We start from the raw sequence: 19,851 nt of genomic DNA, 5'->3' as shown, positions 1-19,851 counted from the left end.
TCGTGGGTCCGACCGCTTGTCGATAGGACAATTAACGATACCGAGACCCTTGGCGGGGGGGGCAACTACACATGCAACATGTTCGTGTGGGCGTAAGGTGGAAACGGGGTATCGATTTGAGGGGTGTTCTTTAGACCCAACCACGCTTTCTACACGGTTATTGTCTGGAGTGTTTGGGGTTGGGTGTTGGTCAGACACGAGTGAAACCCTCCAACTGCGTTTGTTCACCATACTCTTGCTGGTAGCGTTGATAAGCAACCTCTCCGGCGGGAAGCAGGGCGACGTGAGAATCTCCGGCCACCGTGACTCGCTCAGCAAGTGAATACTGGTAGAGGTCAGCGATGAGTTGTCGCTTGCGACTATTGCCACCGGGGAGTTCAGGACGTTGATACAGTTCTCGATAGGAGTACAGCCCATTCTCGCGGTTATTCAACAGTTTCACGAGGGTCCAAATGTCGTTTGACGGGGGGCAGTCTGCGAGGGCAGCACGGACCTGTTCCCAGACTTGGTCCCCTATGTGGTAACCACCTATTTGTTCTGGGTCGCGGATTTCGCTAACAGCGGTGGATAATTGGTCCCGGTGATCGCGATAGAGATGGTTGATCCAGTATGTCGGACCGACAACGTGAACTTGACATCCCTTGGCCATCTGGACGAGGTACTGGACAAGGCGATTGCGAGTTGAACGTCTGTGGTCCCACAGGGTCTCGTCAATCTGGATGTTGACTCTAGGTGTGATTGTCGAGGCACGAAAGACTGCAAAAGGACCGTTGTATACCTGTTCAAGGCTCCCCCGAGGGGTAGCCCCCATAATGAGTGTGCCTTTGGCTAATTGCCGAGTTGTGTGGGTTGCCAACCAGAAGGGACTGAATTTCTCTTTGAGCTTCGAAATCGACCGCGACGAGTAGAGAATCTCGACATATCGTGGATGACACCAGCCAGCAGCGATGGTGGCTGCGTAGGCACCATAACGTGCCTTTACGCCGGCGTCACGGAGCGCCTCAGTATGACAATCGGAGCCGGCGACAACATCATGGGTCGCTTTGATGAGTGTGTTAGTCAGACCAGTCTTCCATGGATTGAAGAGGTACTGGTGAAGGTCCTTGGATGTAGTAAGGGTTGGCGGCGAACTTGCCACTGGATCGTCACTTGGTTTGGTCGTGAGGACCAATTCCGGCTCAGACATTTCGCTCCTCCCGATTGCAGACGTTCGTAGAGTCGTACTGGTAGCCGCTTTTGAAATGCGTTGTAACTGTGGACATGTATGCGGTCGTGATTTTCAGAAGTATTCTTCAGTGGACGCGACCGCTTTTCTGGGTATTTGAATTGAGTTTGCTGTGCCTTGATTAATCTGGCGGGCTTAAACACCAAGAATATAGACAGAAATTGTATGATTCGTTGTTAAGCTCCCAACAACGAAACTAACAAACCAACCGAAAGTGGCGAGAAATCAAAACGACTGGCAGAGGAGGTGGTGTTAATCGCCCGGAGAAGTTGTGCCGGGGTTTCCGCGTCCGACCGGAAGACAACGAGAACGCCACTGATTCACGAAGCCGTTTCCCGCTAAAGGATATGCGGGAGTTTCCCGTCGTAATACTCTATCAGCGTCCGCCTTTGAAAGATGACGGCGACAGTCTTCGATTCTTCGTGATATATTTCTCTTACAGCGAACTCGGCCTCGTTGATGATGTCCCGCAGTTCACTATGCAAAAAGGGGAGGTTTCGGGTGACCTGCTGTTTAATGGGCAGTGGACTGGGCAGGGCGCGACATATGCCAATAATATTAACACTCTCAAAAATGGGTATAGGTTCGGTGGCTGGCATATCGACCTCACTGATGCCTCGCTGAACGACATCCGGTTCTTCACCGACTCTGGAAACATTACGCTGGAGGCGACGGTTCTCGGGCTGCCGTGATTGACCGGGGTCGGCAGCTCGCACAGCCATTTAACTGGATGCGGTGGACGACACGGAGACGCTACACATGGATACGACTGGATACAAATTGAAGCGGACGACGGCGACGAACTACGACCTCGAAAACCCCTCGGGAACGGTTATCGCGTCATCCTCGGGGCCGGTTTCGACGGGTGACGAGTGGTTGCTGGATGCGATTCTGGACGATGTAGGGGTGACGAACAGTCAGATCCGGGCGGCGATTAAGGGTCTGGTGGGGAGCGTGGAGATGGTGGACGCGAGATAACTGGTTATGTTCGGCCTCTGCTCGTGATGTGGTGCGCCTGCGTTGCGGAATCGGTCGCGATGCCTAAATTGCTCGGGTGACGGCTGTCCGGCGTACGGTGAGTCGTAGAAACAAAAACCGGTTTTTCAGCGGTGAGACGTGTTCTTTCGACGGGTTACAGTTACAACCCCGTGTGTGGGTTAGCCTTCTGCGAGCCAGTCGGCCAAAGGAATCGGTTCCGGGTCGACATCGACGGCGCGACGGTCGTTCTCGCGTTGTTCGAGAATCTTGTCCTCGGGGTATAGGTAGAGGCGGAGGGAGTCGTTGGTTTCCATGTAGGCGTCGCGGATGGCGTAGTCGGTGGCGAGAATCTCCTGCATGACTGGCGAGGGGAGGATGGGCGTGGAGTCGGTGAGCAGGACCTCGAACCCGTCCCCCCACGTCTCGGACTGGATGTCGAACACGTCGCGGACGAACAGCGTGTCGAGCAGGTTTTCTGGGAGTGTCATGGTTGAGGTATCTGTGTGAACATGTAAACGGTCGCTGTCGTTACTTCTCAGAGGTGTCTCTGTATGTTCGATAATTGTCTGTTGCTGTGATGTCGTTGTTCTCAGTGTCGAACAACTCGCACGCGGGAGGCACGTCTACATAGGTGTGCCACATGACTGACCTCGTGTCTGCGCGTCCTTCTCCGTGTCCGAATCGGTTGAATAGTTTGTCGCGCGGGTTTTGCGAGGTGTGATCGCACTGTATCCATTCAGTTAGGGTGAAATCTTGGACTCTGTTCAGGGTCGCCATGCGTCTCGCTGGCTTTGTCATCGGACACGAACGAAGCATAACAGCAGTTGCGTTTGCGGCTTCTGACAGGCTGACGAGACGACTCACCTCTGATGATGTGACGACGCCTCCTTTCGCTGGGTCTTTGTCTTTGCTTTCGAGACAGATTAGTTCCCATCTCCCTGCCCCTGCGACGTTATAGACTGAGATGCCGACTGCATCCATTTCGAATCCTGTGAAGTCGTCCTCGACTTTGTCCAGTTCGAGAAGTTCATCAGTAGAGAGGTGTGAGAGGTCTCCCGGCAATTTCCCATAATGGGGGTTGTAGGTGTCCCCGAAGAGATCGACGCTCCGTTCTGCGACTGCGCCTCTCGCTCTCAAGCCATGGACTCCGACTCGTTCCTGCCACATCCCGCTTTTTGGCCGCCGTCCGTGCAAGGTGCGAGGGATGTCGTCGGCGGTGAGGTCGTGGTCGTCGTAGATGAGGCGGCGCGGGGTGTACTCGGGCGCTTCATCGAGCCGGATGGTTTCAGTTTCAGAATCGCTAACTCCCATACTGGTAAATATGGGTGTTTGAAGGGTTATATCTCGGGGATAGGCTCGGTGAAAGTGAAGCGTGTCGCAGCGGGAGGATGCGTTCGGTGTTCGTGGTGTTCGACGATTATCCAGCCTTTTCCACACCCCACCCGCAAACATTGAAATCGTGGGCTTTGGGCACTGAAAGTGGTCATATCGGACGGTTTATTAGGTTGATTACTATCGTTATGAACCGGGACGAACATGGGACGCATGAATCAAGAAATCCCAGAAGACGCGCACAACGAACTCAGGGTTCTATCGGCAGCATGCTGACCGTGTTTCACGCACGCAGTCGACGCTACTGAGTCTCCGCGATTAAGAGTTACACCGCTCCACAACCCCACCAACATCCTGTTCGAGGACTGTGTTGATTACGAGTCTACGTGCAGCGCAACACGCATATCTTCGTCGCATGAAGGTGTTCACGGTTGTTCGCTTGTTTCCCGTCGGTGGGGTTGCGGACTCAAGAGGGGTCTAAATGAACGGCAGTTCGAAGTTTCTGTGTATGCCATACTACGGTGCGGCCAGTAATGTTGACCGTCCAAACCACTGGGTTGCTCCAGACGATGTTGACGATGACGAGTACCCTACCGAGGTTGAACTGTCGGATTGGTCTGTGATTGAGGTTCGGGATAGGGAGATGCATGAGTTACTGGATGAGTGCCACACGAAGTGGACTGACCGCGACATCTATGAGGAGAAGTATGGGCATTTGGACGATGACTGCGGGGAGGTTTTCGAGATTGAGGAGGCAACGTGGGATGGGTTTGTTGCTGGAGGGGTTGATCCCGGTTGGGGTGATTCCTCGGATTCTCAAGATTAGTGTTCGGGTCGTTGTTGAGAGTCTCCCTTGCTCTCGCCTGTGAGGGGGGACCCCCGTTCACGGGGAGGTTATTATTGACGGAGCAGATTTGGATTGTTGGCGGGCTACTCGTGTTGGCTCGTGACCGGTGGGTCACACGTTACTGTCTACGCGCGGCGCGTGACTCGTAGAGTTTGCGCGTGGAACAAGTATAAATAATCAGAAATCATACATTTTTATGTATGACTGAATTGGTCTCTGTCAACAACCAGAAGCTCGACACTGACGCCATCGACATCCTCCGCCTCCTCCACGACGATGGCGACAAGACTACCAGCGAAGCGAAATCACGCCTCCACCTCCGCGACAACGACTACACCCGTCGCAGGTTCGAATGGCTTCAACACGCCGGTTTGGCCTCTCTATCGACCGAACCGTGGAGCAAGAATGAAACCATCAACGTGAAAGTCGCAACCCTGACCGATGAGGGGCGAGAGTTCCTGTCATCGTGGAATTTCGACGGTCTCGGTGACGGTCTCCCTGTCGAAGAACGCGTCCGGCGACTCGAAGACAGGGTAGAGTCGCTCGAAGCAGAGAACGCAGGGTTGCGGGAAGAAATGGAGGAGACCAACGAGACTCTCGAATCCATACATAGAGCGTTGCAGGGTCAGTTGGACGAGATGAATGGTGCTGTACGAGCAATCTGTCGCTACTTTCGAACGGAAGTTAACGTCAATCTCAACGAGTACCGGAACTCGGATTCGCCCAGCAAGTAGTTTCTTTCCGGACGGTGGTCCCTTCGAGGAGTGGGTTCTGTCTGGGTAGATGTCGTTCGACACATGTAGTTCCGCGTGCGGGGCGTCGTGACCCGAAAGCCCAAATGAGTTGGATGTCGGTGACGCCCCGGATTGGTCTACTCTCTGGTTGCAGATAATGTCTACTGACTGTTCGATGAGTTTGTGGCCGATTCCTATCTTTGTTCACAAATACCATTGACTGTTCTCGGGAGGGGGTCGTCACATGGATTCGTCTGGTTACCTCTGTAGTATACTGTTCGTTGATTTGGATGGGTGTTTATTGATAATCATATTTTCATGGATAGGTGATGTTTATCTCATGATGTTCGTCTCAGTAATAGGGTTATGTGATATTCAGGTCGAAATTAATCTCTTTTTTGAGGTTTCCTCCGGGTGTCAGTCGAGCATTGCGGGGTCGACATCGAGGTCGACAGAGTCGGAGTGGTCCCTGAGTGCCCTGATGACAATCATTTTGATTGGGACATTCTTGACGGCGCTTTCGGTTCGGAGTTGTTGGTGCAGATCGTCTGGGATTTCGATGTTAATGCGACCCATTGTACCGTCGACTGTTGATTAGTTACCTAAAAACCCTTAGTTCACTTAGGGGTTCGCAGCGGTTACTCGCTTCGGAAGTGGTTGGCAGCATCTCTTTCACGGTCGAGAATGTGGGTAATAGCGTCATAGATGACGTGTCCTGTGCCTGTGATTTCACAATGCTCGTGAGTGCCAAGCTCAGTGGTGTGGTGGGTCTATCCAGTGATGAGGTTGACATCCATGAGGAGGTGGAGTTGGTTGTCGAGTTCGTCGCCATCGAGTCCTGTTGAGTCTGCGAGTTCTGTTCTGCTTAATCCGTTGTCTGCGGTGTAGAGACAGTGAAGGAGAGCGAAACGGACGGGAGCGCTGACGGCGACATCAAGGACTCGCAAGTGGTGTTCGAGTGGCAGTGGATTGTCGTCAGCAAGTAGGTCGCTCTCGGCTTGTTCGAGGATGTCGGCCATTGAATGAGATTCGTGAGGGAACAGAATATACGCGAGCCACGTAGTGAAATAAATATTTAGTAGAGTGGCGCGGTTACTCGTCTTTGAAGTGGTACTCGCGTTCTCGATGTAGGAGGTATGTGACCGATTTGTGGACCATACGTCCAACTTCGTTTATTTTGTAGTAGGGAGGGATTCGGTATGTTTTCTCCACGTCGTGTGTCCAATCGTGGATGAGTCTGGCTGTTTGGAGCGCGTCAAGATGATACAGTAAATCGTCTTCACTGAGTTCTGTTTTGTCTATGAGTTCACCAAAGGTCAATCCGAAGTCTGATTTATATAAAAAATGCAGAATTGTAAAACAAGCAGGGTCGGATGCAACGTTAAGCCACAGTAGATGGTCTTCCAGAGAACTGTCGTTGTCGTCTGTAAGCACGTCGTCGCTGACCTCGCTTGGGATGTCGTTATCCATACCTCAATGTTTGAGTTCGGGCCTTAGAAGCCTTCTCCAGTAGAATATCAACGTTTAAGAGAGTGGCTCAGACGGTCGGTTCGAAGGATGTCGGCGTCGACTTCGCGAGTTTCTGTAGAAAGACTCCGAACACGGCAGCATCTTTATTCTGTTACGCCAACTGGTTCGACTGTGAACGTAGTCAGCAGTATCGCTACCGCTGTTATTGCGTTTCTACTCGCAATTATTGGACTTCTCATCCTCGGGATACCAATGGAGGCAACAGGAGGGCCATGGTCCGGTCTCGCAGACACCGTTCGGATTAGTGCTGGGAACACAGTTGTCACGATAGCGGGATTCGCATTTGGAGGTATTACACTCGTAATCGGCTACCTTAGCTTGATGAGAAGATGAATCCCGGTCAGAAAATTCTCGCGGGTACTGTCGGTGTCCTCTGTGTCGTGGTCGTTATGTGGGGTTTCGTAGTAACCGGGTTAGCACCTGTTCCCGGCGACTGGTTGTTCGATGTCTGGGCAGGGAACCGTGAGGTAGGATTCACCGTGCTTCTGCTGGTGATTGTGGGTGTAGGGGATGTAGCACGTCGGGTTCTGGAGTTGGGCGGTGGCGGTTTCTGATACTAGCCAGAACGTGGTTACTAAGGATGTCGTCGCGGTCTTCGCCACTCTGTTAAGTGTAAATATTTTACTGGGAGAAGTCTTCTAACCCCGGAAATTGAAAACCATGCATGGATCTCGACAGAGACGACATCGACCTTCCCGAAGGCAGTATTTTCGACTCGGAGGACTACGAACGAATGCAAGAAGTTGCGTCAACAGAACTCGCAACCGACATCCTCGAAATTCTGGAGGAGAACGACCGACTCAGCCAGAACGAGTTGGTTGAGACGCTTGATTCCGCCGATGTGGACGACATCCACGACAAGCTCAGAGACCTGATGCGAGTTGCGCTCATCAAACAGCGACGTGACCCGAATACTGACCGGAAAGGGACTTATTCGTACTACACACTGACGAACCCCGGAAGAACTGTTCTGCGAGAGGGAATCGACGATGGCGTTCACACCCTCATACGCGCCGAACACGACGCAGAACAGAAGTACAGCAATTGACTTAACGGCATTAATTCATCAGGTTTACCCCTCGAACCATCGATTGCGATGGAATACGAGGAAGATTCCTGCTTTATCCGGGTAACCAATCAACCCTCGGTCGCGTCATGATACGCGTCGTGTGCAAGCCCCCAGTCCTCGCGCACATACTGTAGCGTAGTATCTATCTTGGCATGACCTGCCATCATACGAACCCAGTTCAGATCCATGTCCGTCTCATTAACCAGCTGTGTGATACGACTGTGCCGAAGCCGGTGGCCTGTGATGAGCCACTGTTCCACGGCTCCTGATGACTCCCGTGTCAATGGTTCCTGAATCCCAGCGGCATGTGCCGCTTCTTTGACTATTCGGCTGATATGGCTTGGTCGCATCTGTTCACTGTGAGTCGTCAAGAACAGGTACGGACTCTCTTCAGCGTACTTCGAAGACCGTGACCGGTGCGTTTCAAGCCACTTGAACATGAGCTGGTCGAGGTTCTTCTCCCACCAGACGTGTCGATGGTAGAGCCGTGGATGGTCTTTCTTATTCAGCTTCGATGATCGAATTTTGATGTCTCGCTCTTCAAAGTCGATATTATCGATGCGAATACGTGACAACTCGTCGCTTCGGAGTGCTGTTTGCCACAACAATCTGCAGATGAGTTCGTTTCGAACCGAAATCGGGTCTTTACCTGCCACCTCCGAGAAAATTGGTTTGAGTTTCTCGAACGGCAATGCAATTTTGTCGCTTTTTCCTTGCCTGCTCAGTACACGGACATATTCCGCAGTTTGTCTGACATCGTAGTCTCTTCTCAGATTGATTCCCGCAGTTGGATTCTTCTCGATGTTTACACCCGAGTTCGGGTCATGGAGATGATAGTGGTAATACTTTGAAATCGTCGCTACACGCCTGATGAGCGTAGTATCGGCGTATTTTGAAAGCCCTTCGACAATATAACCTCGAACATCATTCTCTTCGACTTCGAGTGGGTCAACGTCATTCTCTTCACACCATGAAAGCCATGCACGGACGCCAGCCTGAAGCCGATCACAAGTTGTCTGTTTTACCACGTTCGGCTCTATCCATTCAGAATAATCGTCGTACAGGTCAGTATACTGCTCCAAAATGTACTTGGACCCGAACTCACCCTTTTCGTTTCTAATCATCGTTCACCTCCGAAGACCAATCTGTATCATCCGTCTCAACAATCTGCTCTCGGACGTCTGGTTCGTCTGGCGTCTGGAACCAACAGCGCACACCGTCTCTCACTACACTATCAACGTTGGGTTCCTCTTGTTCGAGATGCCGACAGGCCTGACGGACAAGTCTCTCAGAAACATCGATATGTGAAGCAATATCCGGGGCTGTGGTCAAAGGCACGTCATCGTTTTCAAGCGACTGACGTGATGTCTCGTCTATGTCGGGCAGAGAATTGGGGTTCCAGACAATGGGCAACAAATCTTGCACATCAGCAGCCAGTCGCAGGAACTCCATGCGAGAGAGATTTTCCATATCTTCCTGAGACGATTTGTACATCTCACTGGAGATTGAGGATACCTGTTCTTTCAGCTCGCCCAACTCTGATTCGAGAGGAGTGAGATCCACTCGTGTCTCCGACTCTGTATCGTCTTCCAAAACCCAGCGAGAGGAGACGGTGTTATCGACCGCTGATTCAATCAGAGCGGTCAGGTTGCCACGGTAGTGTTCGAATGCGTGTTTCAACCACTGGGCTTTCTTCTCTTTCGAGACTTCGAGGTGGACGTGCGTAGAGATTTCGTCAATGTCGAGATCCCGACCAGATGGCCTCATGGCTCATCGTGGTCGAACAGACTGACTTAAACGTCCGCAAATGTGTCAAGCGCTGCGAAAGAAAAACCGAACCGGAGATTTTCTCCGGGTTGTTGGCTCAGTGTTTATTCCGAGCCAAACATCTGGCGCATCATCGGGTGCATCTCCATGAGCTGTTCCTCCGCGATCTCCTCGTACAGCTTGTACGTGATGGAGACCGTAAGGAGCAGCCCCGTCCCGGAGACTGCGCCGATGGTGCCGAGCATGTTCGCCATGACGGCGAGCAGGCCGACGAGCGCGCCACCGATGACGGTCACTTGCGGGATGTACCGCTCCATGACCTTCTCGATGACCTGCGGGTTGCGTCGGAACCCGGGAATCTGCATCCCGGAGTTCTGAATCTGTCGCGCGGTCGATTCCGGACCCATACCCGTCGTCTCGACCCAGAATATCGCGAACACCGCGCCACCGACGATCATGAAGACCAGGTCGATGAGCACGCGGATGGCGATGTCGAGCGGGTCGGCCGACGTGAGCCCGAGGAACCACATCCAGTCGGACCGCGACTGGATGGGCGCGAGGTAGTAGAACAGGCCACCGGTGACCTGTCCGCTCGTGTACTGGCCGAGCCACGCTGGCATGGCGGCCCACGAGTTGTTGAGGATGCGCCCGAGGAACTGGATGTTCGCCTGCAGGGCGCGAACGAGGATCATCGGCAGGACGCTCGCGTAGATGAGCTTGACCGGGAAGCGACCGCGGGCACCCTTCACGCGGGCGTGCGAGAGGGGAATCTCGACGCGGACGCTCTCGGCGTAGACGACGATGCCGAAGATGAGCACCGTCGTGATGAGCGCGAGCAGCTGTCCCTGACCGAGGAAGATCGTCGACAGCAGGTCGGTCGGCGAGGCAGGCAGTTCGATGGCACCGGTGACGATACCGATCCACGTCGGGAAGAACCCGGACGCGCCGCCGAGGCCCTCCCAACTGAACAGCCCACCGACGAGCTGCTGGCTGACGCCGGCGATAATGAACAGGCCGACCCCGGAGCCGACGCCCCACTTGCTGACGATCTCGTCCATGAACAGGATGAGGACACCACCGACGGCGATCTGCGCGAAGATGAGTCCCTTCACGCCGAGCGTACCGATGCCGAGCGACGCCGCTACGGCCTGGTCGGCCGGCAGGAAGTTGCCGGCAAACACCATCGGCAGACCCGTCAGGACGATCATGACCCCGACGAGCAGCTTCTGCAGTCCCTGGTAGAGGATCTGGTCGCGCGGGTTGTTGTCCGTGTCGAGCCCGAGCAGGTCAGCACCGCCAAGCAGTTGTAGGACGATGCTCGCCGTGACGATTGGGCCGATACCCAGTTGGAGCACCGAGCCCTGCTGGCCGGCCAAGATGGACCGGAACCGACCGAACAGGTCGTTCGCGGTCGCGGCGTCGACACCGAACAGCGTCACGTTCGTCAGGAAGAAGTACAGAACGAGGATCCCGCCAGTCCACCCGAGCTTCCGGCGGAACGGTACGTGTCCCTCCGGTCGGGCGACTGCGGGCATCCGCGCCAGCACTGGTTCGGCGGCGTCCTTCCATCCCATGATTTATTCCTCGTCGTCCTCGTCGGCGTCGGCCGATTCCTCGGCCTCCGCCGCTTCTTCGGCGCGTTCGGAGAGTTCGGCGTTGCCGCCCGCCTCTTCGATAAGTTCGACGGCACCGGCGGTGAAGGCGTCGGCGACGACGTGCAGTTCGTTACGAACCTGCCCACCACCGAGCACCTTCACGACGTCCGCTTCCCAGCCGTCCTCGGCCACGTCACGGGCGTCGATGGTGTAGGTGTCGCCGTCCTTCTCGGCGACTCCGTCGGCCGCGAGGAGCGCCGCGTCCTCGTCGAGCTTCTGGATCTTGACTTCGGCGACGTCGTCCTGCAGGACGTCCGGTCGCTTGAAGCCGTGCTTGCCGAGCGGCTCGTAGTTGTGGAACTCGTGTTTGTCGCGTCCGGCGCGGCCGCGACCGCCGCGGTGACCAGCACCGCGTCGGTTCTTGTGCGTACCGCCGCTGTGCGTGCGGGAACCGCGTTGGCGTCGCTTCTTGGACGTCATCGCATGTCCTCCAGGAGCTCGTCGATCTGTTCGGTGCTGTGCTTTCCGAGTTGGCCACCTTCCTTGGTGACGTGCTTCTGTCCGCGGTGACCGCCGCGCGGCGGGTGCAGACGGAGCACGGGCGAGACGCCCTGCTTTCGCAGCGTCGTCTCCTCGTCGACGATGGCCTGCGCGAGCGCGGCCACGTCGTCGTAGTCGGTGTTCTCGGAGACCCACTCGTCGGTGATGTCGCCGTCGCCCTGCTCGGGCTCGGCGCGCGTGCTGATGAGGGTCTCGACGACGTCGACGCTCGGCTCGCCGTGCGCGACGAAGTCGTTGACCTTCGAGATCATCCCGCGGTAGGCGTCCGTTTCCGGCACGAACGTCGCGTGGTTCACGCGGTGGATGTTGAGCATCGTGAGCGTGTCGCGGACGTCCTGTGCGATGTTGACTTCACCGCGAAGCTGAACGATAGCCTGCATTATTCGCGCACCTCCTGACGCACTTCACGAGCGCGCTGGGGCGTACGGGACTGCGACGCGTTCTTGAGCGCGTTGTAGGTCGCCTTCGCGAGGTTGACCGTGGTCCGGGTGTTCCCGTCGCTCTTGGTCCAGGCGTCCTGGATGCCGGCGAGTTCGAGGATGTTCCGGACGGTCTCTGCGGCCGCGAGGCCGAGACCCTGCGGGGCGGGGATGATGCGGACCGTCACGGAGCCGGCCTTCCCCTCTGCCTTGCGCGAGAGGGAGTTGAGGCCGCCTGCGCGGTCTTCCCACGACCCCGAGCCGCGGTCTACCTTGATGATGTTCAGTTTCGCCACCTCGATGGCTTTCTGGATGGCACCGCCGACCTGGTCGTCGCGGGCCTCAGCGTAGCCGAGGTAGCCGTCACGGTTCCCGACTGCGACGACACACCGGAACTTCACCCGGCGGCCGGAGTCGGTCATGCGCTGGACCATGTTGATGTCGAGCACCTCGTCGTCCAGTCCGGGAAGGAGCTGGTCGACGAGCTGGGGTTCCTTGAGCGGAAGTCCCGTCTCGAGCGCCTGGTCCATCGACGTGACGTCGCCGTTCTGCACCATGCGGCCGAGCCGCGTTCGCGGCTCCCAGCCGTTGTTATTTCTGCTCATTCGTCCTCCTGAAGGTTCCCGAGCACTTCGTCGAAGTGGTCGGGGAGGTTCGTGGCATCGAAGTCTCCACTGTAGAGCGGCTCGTCGAGCTGCTCTGCGTACTCGGCGATGTGGACACCGCGGTTGCGGTCCCAATCAGCGAGTACTGCGTCGTTGTGGGGGATTTCGAGGCCAGCGTCGATAGCACCCTCCTGCACCGCGAAGACCTTGTTTCCGGGCGTGGCCGTGTTGAGGCCGATGTCGAGGACCGCTTCCTCGACGCCGGCGGCCAGCGCCCGCTTACCTGCCAGATACCCCGTGAGGTACGCGCTCGGGAGGTTGCCCGTGGGGGCTTCCCAGCCGTACTCGTCGAGGTCGGCAGAGGTCGCTGCAGCGTGGGTCTCGTCGCCCTGCGGGCCCGGAGTGACCAGCTGCGCCCTGACGTGCTTGTTGCTCACGCGAGCAACGAGGCGGGGCTTGCCCGATTTCAGCAGGCGCAACCTTTGATGGTAATCGGTCCGGACTTCGCGGCGACGCCGCATCGGAACCTTGTATCGTGGTCCGGTCGCCATTATTGAATCTCCACCTGGTAGTTGTTCTGAATGTACGCTTCGAGCCGGTCCACGCTATCGAATTCGCCACCGGACGCCTTGTTGTAGAGCGAGCGGTACTGGGAACGGTCGAGCGTTCCGTCCTCGCGAAGCTCCTTCAGGCGACGGCGCTGGGCGCGGATTCGGCTGACCCATGCGTCTTTCTTGTTCTGTCGAGCGCCGGAACGGCCCTTGCGGGAGCCGGCACCCTTGCGGTGACCGTAGGAACGCTTGGCGGCGCGCTCGCGTGCGCGACCCTTCGAGTTGCCCTTGGCGTCCTTGGCGCGAATCGTGCCCTCGTCGACGAGTTCACGGATGTCTTCGCGCGTGATGGCCTCCGCGATTTCGGCCTGTTCCTCTGGGTCGAACCAAACTCGACCCTTGCCGACGTCAAGGACGTCGGCCGCCATTCGCTTCTGCGCTTTGAGGTCCGTCATCAGTTGTCCACCTCGACTTCGACGTAGGTGGGGTTGAGGACGCGAATCTCGCGGTCCTCACACGCTTCCTCGATACGCTCGCGCTTGCGCGCGCCGACCGAGGAGGCGATGCGAACTGCCTGCGTATCGCCGTCGATGCCTTCGAGGTCGTCCGTGTTGAACACGCGGACCTCCTCGAAGCCCGACGGGTGTAGGCCGCGGGCGGCCTTCGGCGTGCGGTAGCCCGCCTCGACCTTGGGGCCCTTGCCCTTGATGCCGATACGCTGTTTGGAGAGCCCACCACGGGGGCGACGCCACGACGTGGGCGTGCGCTTCTTCTTGTGGTGGTCCTGCCGATTGAACTGCGGCTTGCCCTCGCGGCGCTTCTGCGCCAGGGCTTCCGCGGTTTCCTCGTCGAGCTGGGGCTTCTTGTCCGCGTGACCGCGGGGCTGAAGCTCCGTCTCGACCTCTTCGGCTTCCTCTTCCTCTGGCTCGGCTTCGGACTCGTCTTCGACTTCGGCCTCGGCCTCGTCGGAGACCTCGAGGCCACCGACGTCGGCTTTGATACGCGCGGCGAGCGCGTTACCGATGCCGTCGACCTCGGCCAGTTCGGACTGGCTCGCGGCCTGTACGTCGTCGACGCTCTCGAAGCCGGCTTCGCGGAGCGCGTCGGCCTTCGACGGGCCGACGCCGCTGATGTCTTCGAGTTCGGTGATTGCTTCCGACATTAGGCATCACCAGTCTGCGGTTTCTGGATGATGTACACGCCGTCGGTGAACACGCGAGTGTCCTTGTCCTTGACGCGGGTGAGTTGTTCGATGTCGGCGGCGGTCTGCCCGACGTCCTCCTTGTTGGAGCCCGTCAGGGTGAGTTCTTCGCCGTCGACCTGTACGTCCGTGTCGCCGCGAATCTGCGCTCGTCGCGGGGACTTCTCGCCGAGGAAGTTCTTGATGACCACGTCGCTGCCTTCGACGCTAACCTGCATCGGGAAGTGAGCGTAGTGGACTTCCATCTTGTACTCCCACCCCTCGGTCGCGCCGTGAAGCATGTTGTTCACGTGGCTCTCGAAGGTACCGATGGTCGCGTTGGTCTTCGCGTTCTCGACGTCGCTCTCGATGACGATAGCGTCGTCTTCGGCGGAGACCGAGACGTTCGGGTACCAGAGGCGCTTGGTGACGCTTCCGTTGGGGCCCTCGATGGTGAGCTCGAGGTTTTTGACCTCGGCGGATACCTCGTCTGGGGTTTCGATTTCTATTCGGCTCATTGTTCTAGTAGACGTAGGCGATGATCTGGCCACCGATGCCCTTCTCGCGGGCCTCGTAATGGCTCATGACGCCGTGGCTCGTCGTGACGATGAGCGCGCCGTAGTCACGGGCGGGGAGGAATCGCTTCTCCCATTTCTCGAAGTCGTCGGCTCCGGCGGAATACCGGGGCTTGACGACGCCACAATCGTTGATTGCGCCTTTCAGTTCGACCTCGAACAGACCGGCCTTGCCGTCGTCGACGAACTCGAAGCCGTCGATGTACCCGCGGTCGTAGAAGACCTCGAGGACGGAGCCGATGATGTTGGAGGCGGGCTGGATCTCGTGGGACAGATGTCCGACGCTCTCGGCGTTGTCCACACCGGAGAGAGCGCTACTGAGTGGGTCGTTGTCAGCCATTGCTTATCGGTACTTCTTGAATCCCATCTCGCGGGCGATCTCTCGGAAGCACTGGCGGCACAGGTTGATGTCGTACTTGCTGACAAGTCCCTGCTTTCGACCGCAGCGCCGGCACTCGTTCTCCTGGCCGGTGCGGCGGGATGCGTGCTCGCCCGTCTGTTCTGTTTCGCTATCGCTCATTCTTCAACCTCCACGTCGAACGTGGACTCGATGAACGCGACGGCGTCCTCGACGGTCATCCGGTGGGACGACGGAATCTGACGGGAACGCTTGTCGCGCTTTTTCACTCGGTAGCCGGGGCGGACGAGGTTGACCGTCACGTCCAGCCCGTAGATACCGATCTGCGGGTCGTACTCCTGGCTCGGGAACTCCGTGTGCTCTTCGACGCCGAAGCCGAAGTTGCCCGTCTGGTCGAACGACGAGACGGAGAGGTCCGCGATGGGGAGTGCGGTTTCGAGGAACTCGACGGCGGTGTCACCACGGAGGGTGACCTTCGCGCCGACGGGTTCGCCGCGGCGGACGCCGAAGTCCTGCGAGGCGCGGCCGGAGATCGTGCGAACGCTCTCCTGACCGGTGATCTCCTCGAGGATGTCCTCGGCCTTCGCGAGTTCGCGACCACCTTCGCCGACGCCCATGTGGACGACGACCTTCTCGATGCGCGGGTCGCGCATCGCGTGGAAGTCAGCCTCGCTCATTCGTCATCACCGCCGTCAGTAGCCTGACGTGCTTCGGACTCGTCGTCCGAACCCGTGAAGTTCTCGTCGATGACGACGACGTACTGTTCGACCGTCTCGAACTCGCCGTCTTCGGTCTCGACGACAACGGAGTTGTTTCCGCTTCCGGGCGTGACGATAATCTCGGTGATTTCGCCGATCTCGCCGGAGTGCCGCCCGTTGACGGCCGTGACGAGCGCGCCTTCTTCGTAGGGGAAGTGCGCGACGACGTCCTTCGTCTCGTTGTCGACGACGATGGAGTCCTTGCCGCTGTACTCCGAGGCGTCCTCGACGATGAGGGTCGCCCCGTCGTGGAGCGTCAGCTGGAAGTCGCCACCGCCGACCTGCGTCTTGTTCACGATCTTACCGAGACGGCTGGATGCCGAGTCGGCGTCGATGGGGGTCAGCGCCAGGCGGCCTCCCTCGTCGGGGAAGACGCGGTAGTACTCCTCTCGCTGGACGAACGCCAGGATGTCGAACATCCCGATAGGACGGCGGACGTCGGAGGCCACGTCGCCGTTGACCAGAATGCTCTGGTGGTTGAGGGCGTACTGGGCCTCCTTTTTCGAGTCCACGTAGCCGAGCACGTCGCGCAGGACGATGAGGAGGGGAACCCCCTCTTCGCCGTGCGGACCCGCTCCGGCCTTGACCGTGAACGTGCCTGTCTTGCGCTCGACCGGCCAGGACTTCGGTACGGACAGTCGCTTCTGGTGTCGAGTCATTCGTTATCCTCCTTGAGTCGGGCCTCGCGCACGTCGTCTTCGAGGTCCAGTTCCGTCACGCGGACGTTACTGGCCTGAAGGGGGCGTGGGACCTCCTCGCCGTCGGCTTTCTCAACGGTGACGCCGTCGACGTAGATGACGGCGTCGGTGAGGTCGACCTCGGTGACTTCGCTTTCTTCGCCGGCGAAGTCGCCGCGGAGCACCTCGACCGTGTCGCCCGCGTTGACGCGGACGTTACGGCTGCCGTACTCCTCGCTGAGGTCGTCCGACAGCGGTGCGCGGACCTGCTTTTGCCGCTCGTGGAGCGGCGCGTCGCGAATCTGGGTTCGCTGTTTGCGCGGTTGTCGAGTCATACTATACAATCATCGTAGCCGTCGATGCGATACTCCCGAAGCGCTCGGCGACTTCGCGTGCGACGGGACCCTTGATTTCGGTCCCGCGAGGCTCTTCCATCTCGTCGATGATGACGGCGGCGTTGTCCTCGAACTTCACACGCGTGCCATCGGGCCGGCGGATGGATTTCCGCTGGCGGACGATGACCGCTTCGAGCACCTGGCGGCGCATCTCGGGGGTACCTTTGGTGACCGAGACGGTCACCTTGTTCCCGATGCCTGCCTTGGGGTGGCGGTTCTTCGTGCCGGAGTAACCCGCGACGCTGATAATCTTCAGTTCACGAGCGCCGGTGTTGTCGGCGCACGTGACCAGCGAGCCACGGGCGACACCCTTGGTGATGTCCGCTTTGAGCGCTTCCATCACTCGTCACCTCCGATAATCTCGACGACGACGTGGGATTTCGTCTTCGAGAGAGGTCGGGTCTCCGCAATCGTTACTTCGTCACCGACAGCGACGTCGTCGAGCACGCCCGGCACGTGTGCCGGGATGCGGGAACGTCGCTTCATGTAGCGGTCGTACTTCGGAACGAATACGTCGTACTCCCGCTCGACGATGACGGTCTTTGCCATGTCCGTCGAGACGACTGTCCCCTCCAGGGTCTGACCCCGGACGGAGAGCGAGCCGTAGAACGGACATTTTTCGTAGTCGTAAGCCTCGGAATCGTCAGGTTCCGGAGGCATTGGAACGTCAAGTCCTATCGCCATTTCGAGTCACCTGTAGTTTCGGTGCGCAGGGCGGGTCGTGAGAGCAGTTGTGCGCCATCCACCGTAACGTAGGCCGCGCCCTCGCAATTCCCTGAAGGGGAAGCTGCCGATGATGAGTCGGCGAGCCGATCAGACTGACTGGCATCAAATCCGCCAGTAGTATCCGACCGAAGTTTGGACGCGGTCCCCGACGCCTTCGCGGCGCCGGCGGCTTCATCTGTACGCGGAATCTCGAATTCGAAGGTCGCCCCTCGTTTCGGCACCTGCCGCACCCGGGACCCGTCGTCGACCATGAGCGTGTGCATCGTCTCGACGACGATGCGACCGGCTATCCCGACGAGGTCGGGGTTCGCCGCGTCGACGACCTCCACGTGGAGGCCGTTGAGCTCGTGTCGCGTGAGGGTCTCGGGTGTAAGTGGCATTTTATTCTTCGTCGAGGTCGCCTTCTTCGCCCTGAATCGTCTTGATTCGGGCGATGGTCTTCTTCAGTTCAGAGACGCGGCCGGGGTTCTCCGGCGCGCCTCCCGCGGCCTGCACGGCCTTCGCGTTGAGCAGCTCCGTCTCGAGCTCTTCGAGCTCGGCGGTGCGCTCTGCGGGCGTCATGTCGCGAATCTCTTCGGTGTAGAGGATCGCCATTTATTCTTCCTCCGTTTCTTCTTCGTCGTCGTCTTCCATCTCCGCGACGAGGTCGGCCGCCTCTTCGGCGACGTCTTCGTCGAGTTCTTCGTCGTCGTCGACGACTTCCTCGACCGCTTCGTCGTCCTCGTCGTCGGCTTCGTCGACGACTTCTTCTTCGACCGCTTCGACGGCCGCTTCCTCGACGACGTCTTCGTCGACTGCGTCCGTCTCGGCGTCGGCCTCCTCGGAGACGTCCGGAACCTCCTCCGGCTCCTCTTCGAGGAGGTCCTCGACGCTCTCGGTCTCTTCGATCTGTTCGACCGCTTCGGGGTTCGCGTCTTCCTCGACTTCGAAGTCGTCGGGGAGCTTCGCACCCGGCGGGATGATCTTGACCGTCACGCCGATGGTGCCGAGCTTCATGACTGCGACGCCCTGGCCCTCGTCGACGATCTCCTGTGCGGGCTCGCCGTTGTGCTTGATGTAGCCGCGGTTGAACTTCTCAACGCGGGAGCGAGCGCCCGTGACCTTACCGGAGAGGACGATTTCGGCACCGAGGGCGCCGGCGTCCATGATGCGGTCGATGGTCGTGTGGCCCGCCTTACGGAAGTACCAGCCGCGCTCGAGCGCGTTGGCGAGGCGGTCGGCGACGATCCGGGCGTTGAGGTCCGGCTCGTCGACTTCCTGCACGTCGATCTGGGGGTCGTCGAGGTTGAATCGCTCTTCGAGTTCGCGGGTGACCTTACGGATGTTCTTCCCGCCTTTCCCGATGACCATCCCGGGCTTTTCGGCCTTGAGCACGATCTGGGTGCCCATCGGCGTCTTGGCGACGTCCATGCCGCCGTAGCCCGCTCGGCCGAGCTCTTCTGCGAAGAACTCGTCGATCTGGGACCGCTGCAGTCCGTTCTCGATGAATTGGTGTTCGTCAGCCATTATTCCTCGACCTCTTCGATGATGAGTTCGACGTCACAGATTGGGGTGTTCCACGGGTCCGCCCGACCGAAGGCGCGGGGCTTGCGACCCTGACGTTCGCCGACCTTGTGGGCGGCGACGTGCTTGATCTCCATGGCCGGTCCGTCGAACCCTTGTTCGGTCGCGTTGTTGCGAACGTTTTCGAGGAGTTCGAGGAACGCCTTGGACGCCTTCTCGGGGTACCGTCCCGCGTCCCAGCCGTCGATGTCGCTTCGGTGACCGACACCGGAGTTGTGCTGCTTGAACGGAACCGACCGCTCGCCGTCGATGACGGCTTCGAGGTACTCCTCTGCGTCGGCGACGGGCATCCCCTTGATGGCTCGGGAGATGGCCTTGCTGTGCTTGATGCTGATGGGCCGGTCCCGGAGCATCCCCTTGGCCGTGGTGTCCGGGTCGGCCTCGACGCTGTAGTTGATTCCCATGG

General features: G+C 58.3%; 32 protein-coding genes. 5 read left to right on the top strand and 27 right to left on the bottom strand.

Annotation, left to right across the window (positions count from 1 at the left end):
- Positions 1-190: 190 nt before the first annotated feature.
- Positions 191-1,186, bottom strand: a complete 996-nt coding sequence (locus C457_RS20110) for a hypothetical protein (RefSeq protein ID WP_152420013.1) — start codon at positions 1,184-1,186, stop codon at positions 191-193.
- A gap of 386 nt (positions 1,187-1,572) precedes the next feature.
- Between C457_RS20110 and C457_RS13170 the strand changes: the two genes are divergently transcribed.
- Together C457_RS13170 and C457_RS13165 are read left to right on the top strand one after the other, a co-directional pair.
- Positions 1,573-1,917: a hypothetical protein gene (locus C457_RS13170; protein ID WP_008095318.1), complete on the top strand. Its 345-nt coding sequence runs from the start codon at positions 1,573-1,575 to the stop codon at positions 1,915-1,917.
- 43 nt (positions 1,918-1,960) lie between these two features.
- Complete coding sequence (locus tag C457_RS13165; protein WP_049913580.1) at positions 1,961-2,203, top strand: hypothetical protein; 243 nt, start codon at positions 1,961-1,963, stop codon at positions 2,201-2,203.
- Between the two features lie 179 nt (positions 2,204-2,382).
- Here the strand turns inward: C457_RS13165 and C457_RS13160 are convergent, their stop codons facing one another.
- A complete protein-coding gene (locus C457_RS13160; protein WP_008095316.1) occupies positions 2,383-2,691 on the bottom strand; it encodes a hypothetical protein in 309 nt (102 codons plus the stop codon).
- 40 nt (positions 2,692-2,731) lie between these two features.
- Positions 2,732-3,514 carry a hypothetical protein gene (locus tag C457_RS20105; RefSeq protein ID WP_152420012.1) on the bottom strand — a complete coding sequence of 261 codons (783 nt, stop codon included), beginning with the start codon at positions 3,512-3,514 and terminating at the stop codon, positions 2,732-2,734.
- 529 nt (positions 3,515-4,043) lie between these two features.
- On the opposite strand from C457_RS20105, the gene C457_RS13155 reads away from it, so the two are divergent.
- Together C457_RS13155 and C457_RS13150 are read left to right on the top strand one after the other, a co-directional pair.
- Positions 4,044-4,361 carry a hypothetical protein gene (locus C457_RS13155; protein ID WP_008095315.1) on the top strand — a complete coding sequence of 106 codons (318 nt, stop codon included), beginning with the start codon at positions 4,044-4,046 and terminating at the stop codon, positions 4,359-4,361.
- Between the two features lie 221 nt (positions 4,362-4,582).
- Positions 4,583-5,116, top strand: coding sequence for a hypothetical protein (locus tag C457_RS13150; protein WP_008095314.1), 534 nt, complete (start codon positions 4,583-4,585; stop codon positions 5,114-5,116).
- A 417-nt stretch (positions 5,117-5,533) separates the two neighbouring features.
- On the opposite strand, the gene C457_RS20365 is transcribed toward C457_RS13150, so the two are convergent.
- The 3 genes from C457_RS20365 to C457_RS13145 all read right to left on the bottom strand — a co-directional run bounded on the left by C457_RS20365 (position 5,534) and on the right by C457_RS13145 (position 6,586).
- The gene (locus C457_RS20365; RefSeq protein WP_161611446.1) at positions 5,534-5,692 is read right to left on the bottom strand and encodes a hypothetical protein; all 159 of its coding nucleotides are present in this window, start codon (positions 5,690-5,692) and stop codon (positions 5,534-5,536) included.
- Positions 5,693-5,886: 194 nt separating this feature from the next.
- Positions 5,887-6,135, bottom strand: a complete 249-nt coding sequence (locus C457_RS20100) for a hypothetical protein (RefSeq protein ID WP_152420011.1) — start codon at positions 6,133-6,135, stop codon at positions 5,887-5,889.
- A 73-nt stretch (positions 6,136-6,208) separates the two neighbouring features.
- Complete coding sequence (locus tag C457_RS13145) at positions 6,209-6,586, bottom strand: hypothetical protein (RefSeq protein ID WP_008095310.1); 378 nt, start codon at positions 6,584-6,586, stop codon at positions 6,209-6,211.
- 724 nt (positions 6,587-7,310) lie between these two features.
- On the opposite strand from C457_RS13145, the gene C457_RS13140 reads away from it, so the two are divergent.
- Positions 7,311-7,694, top strand: a complete 384-nt coding sequence (locus C457_RS13140) for a hypothetical protein (protein WP_008095309.1) — start codon at positions 7,311-7,313, stop codon at positions 7,692-7,694.
- An 89-nt stretch (positions 7,695-7,783) separates the two neighbouring features.
- On the opposite strand, the gene C457_RS13135 is transcribed toward C457_RS13140, so the two are convergent.
- From C457_RS13135 to C457_RS13035, 21 genes are all read right to left on the bottom strand, one after another.
- Complete coding sequence (locus tag C457_RS13135; RefSeq protein ID WP_049913579.1) at positions 7,784-8,839, bottom strand: tyrosine-type recombinase/integrase; 1,056 nt, start codon at positions 8,837-8,839, stop codon at positions 7,784-7,786.
- On the bottom strand, positions 8,832-9,482 hold the full coding sequence (locus C457_RS13130) for a hypothetical protein (RefSeq protein ID WP_008095307.1): 651 nt from the start codon (positions 9,480-9,482) through the stop codon (positions 8,832-8,834). Before C457_RS13130 ends, C457_RS13135 begins: the two co-directional genes overlap by 8 nt.
- A 104-nt stretch (positions 9,483-9,586) precedes the next feature.
- Positions 9,587-11,056, bottom strand: a complete 1,470-nt coding sequence (secY, locus tag C457_RS13125; protein ID WP_008095306.1) for a preprotein translocase subunit SecY — start codon at positions 11,054-11,056, stop codon at positions 9,587-9,589.
- A 3-nt stretch (positions 11,057-11,059) separates the two neighbouring features.
- Positions 11,060-11,557, bottom strand: coding sequence for an uL15m family ribosomal protein (locus C457_RS13120; protein ID WP_004974953.1), 498 nt, complete (start codon positions 11,555-11,557; stop codon positions 11,060-11,062).
- Positions 11,554-12,018 carry a 50S ribosomal protein L30 gene (locus tag C457_RS13115; RefSeq protein ID WP_008095305.1) on the bottom strand — a complete coding sequence of 155 codons (465 nt, stop codon included), beginning with the start codon at positions 12,016-12,018 and terminating at the stop codon, positions 11,554-11,556. Before C457_RS13115 ends, C457_RS13120 begins: the two co-directional genes overlap by 4 nt.
- The gene (locus tag C457_RS13110; protein WP_049905066.1) at positions 12,018-12,662 is read right to left on the bottom strand and encodes a 30S ribosomal protein S5; all 645 of its coding nucleotides are present in this window, start codon (positions 12,660-12,662) and stop codon (positions 12,018-12,020) included. The genes C457_RS13115 and C457_RS13110 overlap by 1 nt, the downstream gene beginning before the upstream one ends.
- Positions 12,659-13,213 (bottom strand): 50S ribosomal protein L18, encoded by a 555-nt coding sequence (locus tag C457_RS13105; RefSeq protein ID WP_004969595.1) that lies wholly within the window; start codon positions 13,211-13,213, stop codon positions 12,659-12,661. The genes C457_RS13110 and C457_RS13105 overlap by 4 nt, the downstream gene beginning before the upstream one ends.
- Positions 13,213-13,668 (bottom strand): 50S ribosomal protein L19e, encoded by a 456-nt coding sequence (locus tag C457_RS13100; RefSeq protein ID WP_008095301.1) that lies wholly within the window; start codon positions 13,666-13,668, stop codon positions 13,213-13,215. The genes C457_RS13105 and C457_RS13100 overlap by 1 nt, the downstream gene beginning before the upstream one ends.
- Entirely contained in the window at positions 13,668-14,375 is a 708-nt protein-coding gene (locus C457_RS13095; protein WP_008095298.1) for a 50S ribosomal protein L32e, read from the bottom strand. The genes C457_RS13100 and C457_RS13095 overlap by 1 nt, the downstream gene beginning before the upstream one ends.
- Complete coding sequence (locus C457_RS13090; RefSeq protein ID WP_008095296.1) at positions 14,375-14,911, bottom strand: 50S ribosomal protein L6; 537 nt, start codon at positions 14,909-14,911, stop codon at positions 14,375-14,377. The genes C457_RS13095 and C457_RS13090 overlap by 1 nt, the downstream gene beginning before the upstream one ends.
- A gap of 4 nt (positions 14,912-14,915) precedes the next feature.
- Entirely contained in the window at positions 14,916-15,308 is a 393-nt protein-coding gene (locus C457_RS13085; protein WP_004042581.1) for a 30S ribosomal protein S8, read from the bottom strand.
- A gap of 3 nt (positions 15,309-15,311) precedes the next feature.
- On the bottom strand, positions 15,312-15,488 hold the full coding sequence (locus tag C457_RS13080; protein ID WP_004042587.1) for a 30S ribosomal protein S14: 177 nt from the start codon (positions 15,486-15,488) through the stop codon (positions 15,312-15,314).
- Complete coding sequence (locus C457_RS13075; RefSeq protein WP_004974920.1) at positions 15,485-16,003, bottom strand: 50S ribosomal protein L5; 519 nt, start codon at positions 16,001-16,003, stop codon at positions 15,485-15,487. The genes C457_RS13080 and C457_RS13075 overlap by 4 nt, the downstream gene beginning before the upstream one ends.
- Positions 16,000-16,743, bottom strand: a complete 744-nt coding sequence (locus C457_RS13070; RefSeq protein WP_008095292.1) for a 30S ribosomal protein S4e — start codon at positions 16,741-16,743, stop codon at positions 16,000-16,002. Before C457_RS13070 ends, C457_RS13075 begins: the two co-directional genes overlap by 4 nt.
- On the bottom strand, positions 16,740-17,096 hold the full coding sequence (gene rplX, locus C457_RS13065; protein WP_004974918.1) for a 50S ribosomal protein L24: 357 nt from the start codon (positions 17,094-17,096) through the stop codon (positions 16,740-16,742). Before rplX ends, C457_RS13070 begins: the two co-directional genes overlap by 4 nt.
- A gap of 1 nt (position 17,097) precedes the next feature.
- Positions 17,098-17,496: a 50S ribosomal protein L14 gene (locus C457_RS13060; RefSeq protein WP_004974917.1), complete on the bottom strand. Its 399-nt coding sequence runs from the start codon at positions 17,494-17,496 to the stop codon at positions 17,098-17,100.
- Positions 17,496-17,840: a 30S ribosomal protein S17 gene (locus C457_RS13055; protein ID WP_042663561.1), complete on the bottom strand. Its 345-nt coding sequence runs from the start codon at positions 17,838-17,840 to the stop codon at positions 17,496-17,498. Before C457_RS13055 ends, C457_RS13060 begins: the two co-directional genes overlap by 1 nt.
- Positions 17,831-18,262, bottom strand: a complete 432-nt coding sequence (locus tag C457_RS13050; RefSeq protein ID WP_008095291.1) for a ribonuclease P protein component 1 — start codon at positions 18,260-18,262, stop codon at positions 17,831-17,833. Before C457_RS13050 ends, C457_RS13055 begins: the two co-directional genes overlap by 10 nt.
- 1 nt (position 18,263) lies before the next feature.
- A complete protein-coding gene (gene rpmC / locus C457_RS13045; protein WP_004062417.1) occupies positions 18,264-18,476 on the bottom strand; it encodes a 50S ribosomal protein L29 in 213 nt (70 codons plus the stop codon).
- Positions 18,477-19,388 carry a 30S ribosomal protein S3 gene (locus C457_RS13040; protein ID WP_008095290.1) on the bottom strand — a complete coding sequence of 304 codons (912 nt, stop codon included), beginning with the start codon at positions 19,386-19,388 and terminating at the stop codon, positions 18,477-18,479.
- Positions 19,388-19,849 carry a 50S ribosomal protein L22 gene (locus C457_RS13035; protein ID WP_004042608.1) on the bottom strand — a complete coding sequence of 154 codons (462 nt, stop codon included), beginning with the start codon at positions 19,847-19,849 and terminating at the stop codon, positions 19,388-19,390. The genes C457_RS13040 and C457_RS13035 overlap by 1 nt, the downstream gene beginning before the upstream one ends.
- Positions 19,850-19,851 lie beyond the last annotated feature (2 nt).

The organism is Haloferax prahovense DSM 18310, assembly GCF_000336815.1.
GTDB classification, from domain to species: domain Archaea; phylum Halobacteriota; class Halobacteria; order Halobacteriales; family Haloferacaceae; genus Haloferax; species Haloferax prahovense.
This window is presented reverse-complemented; position numbering and strand designations above follow the sequence as displayed.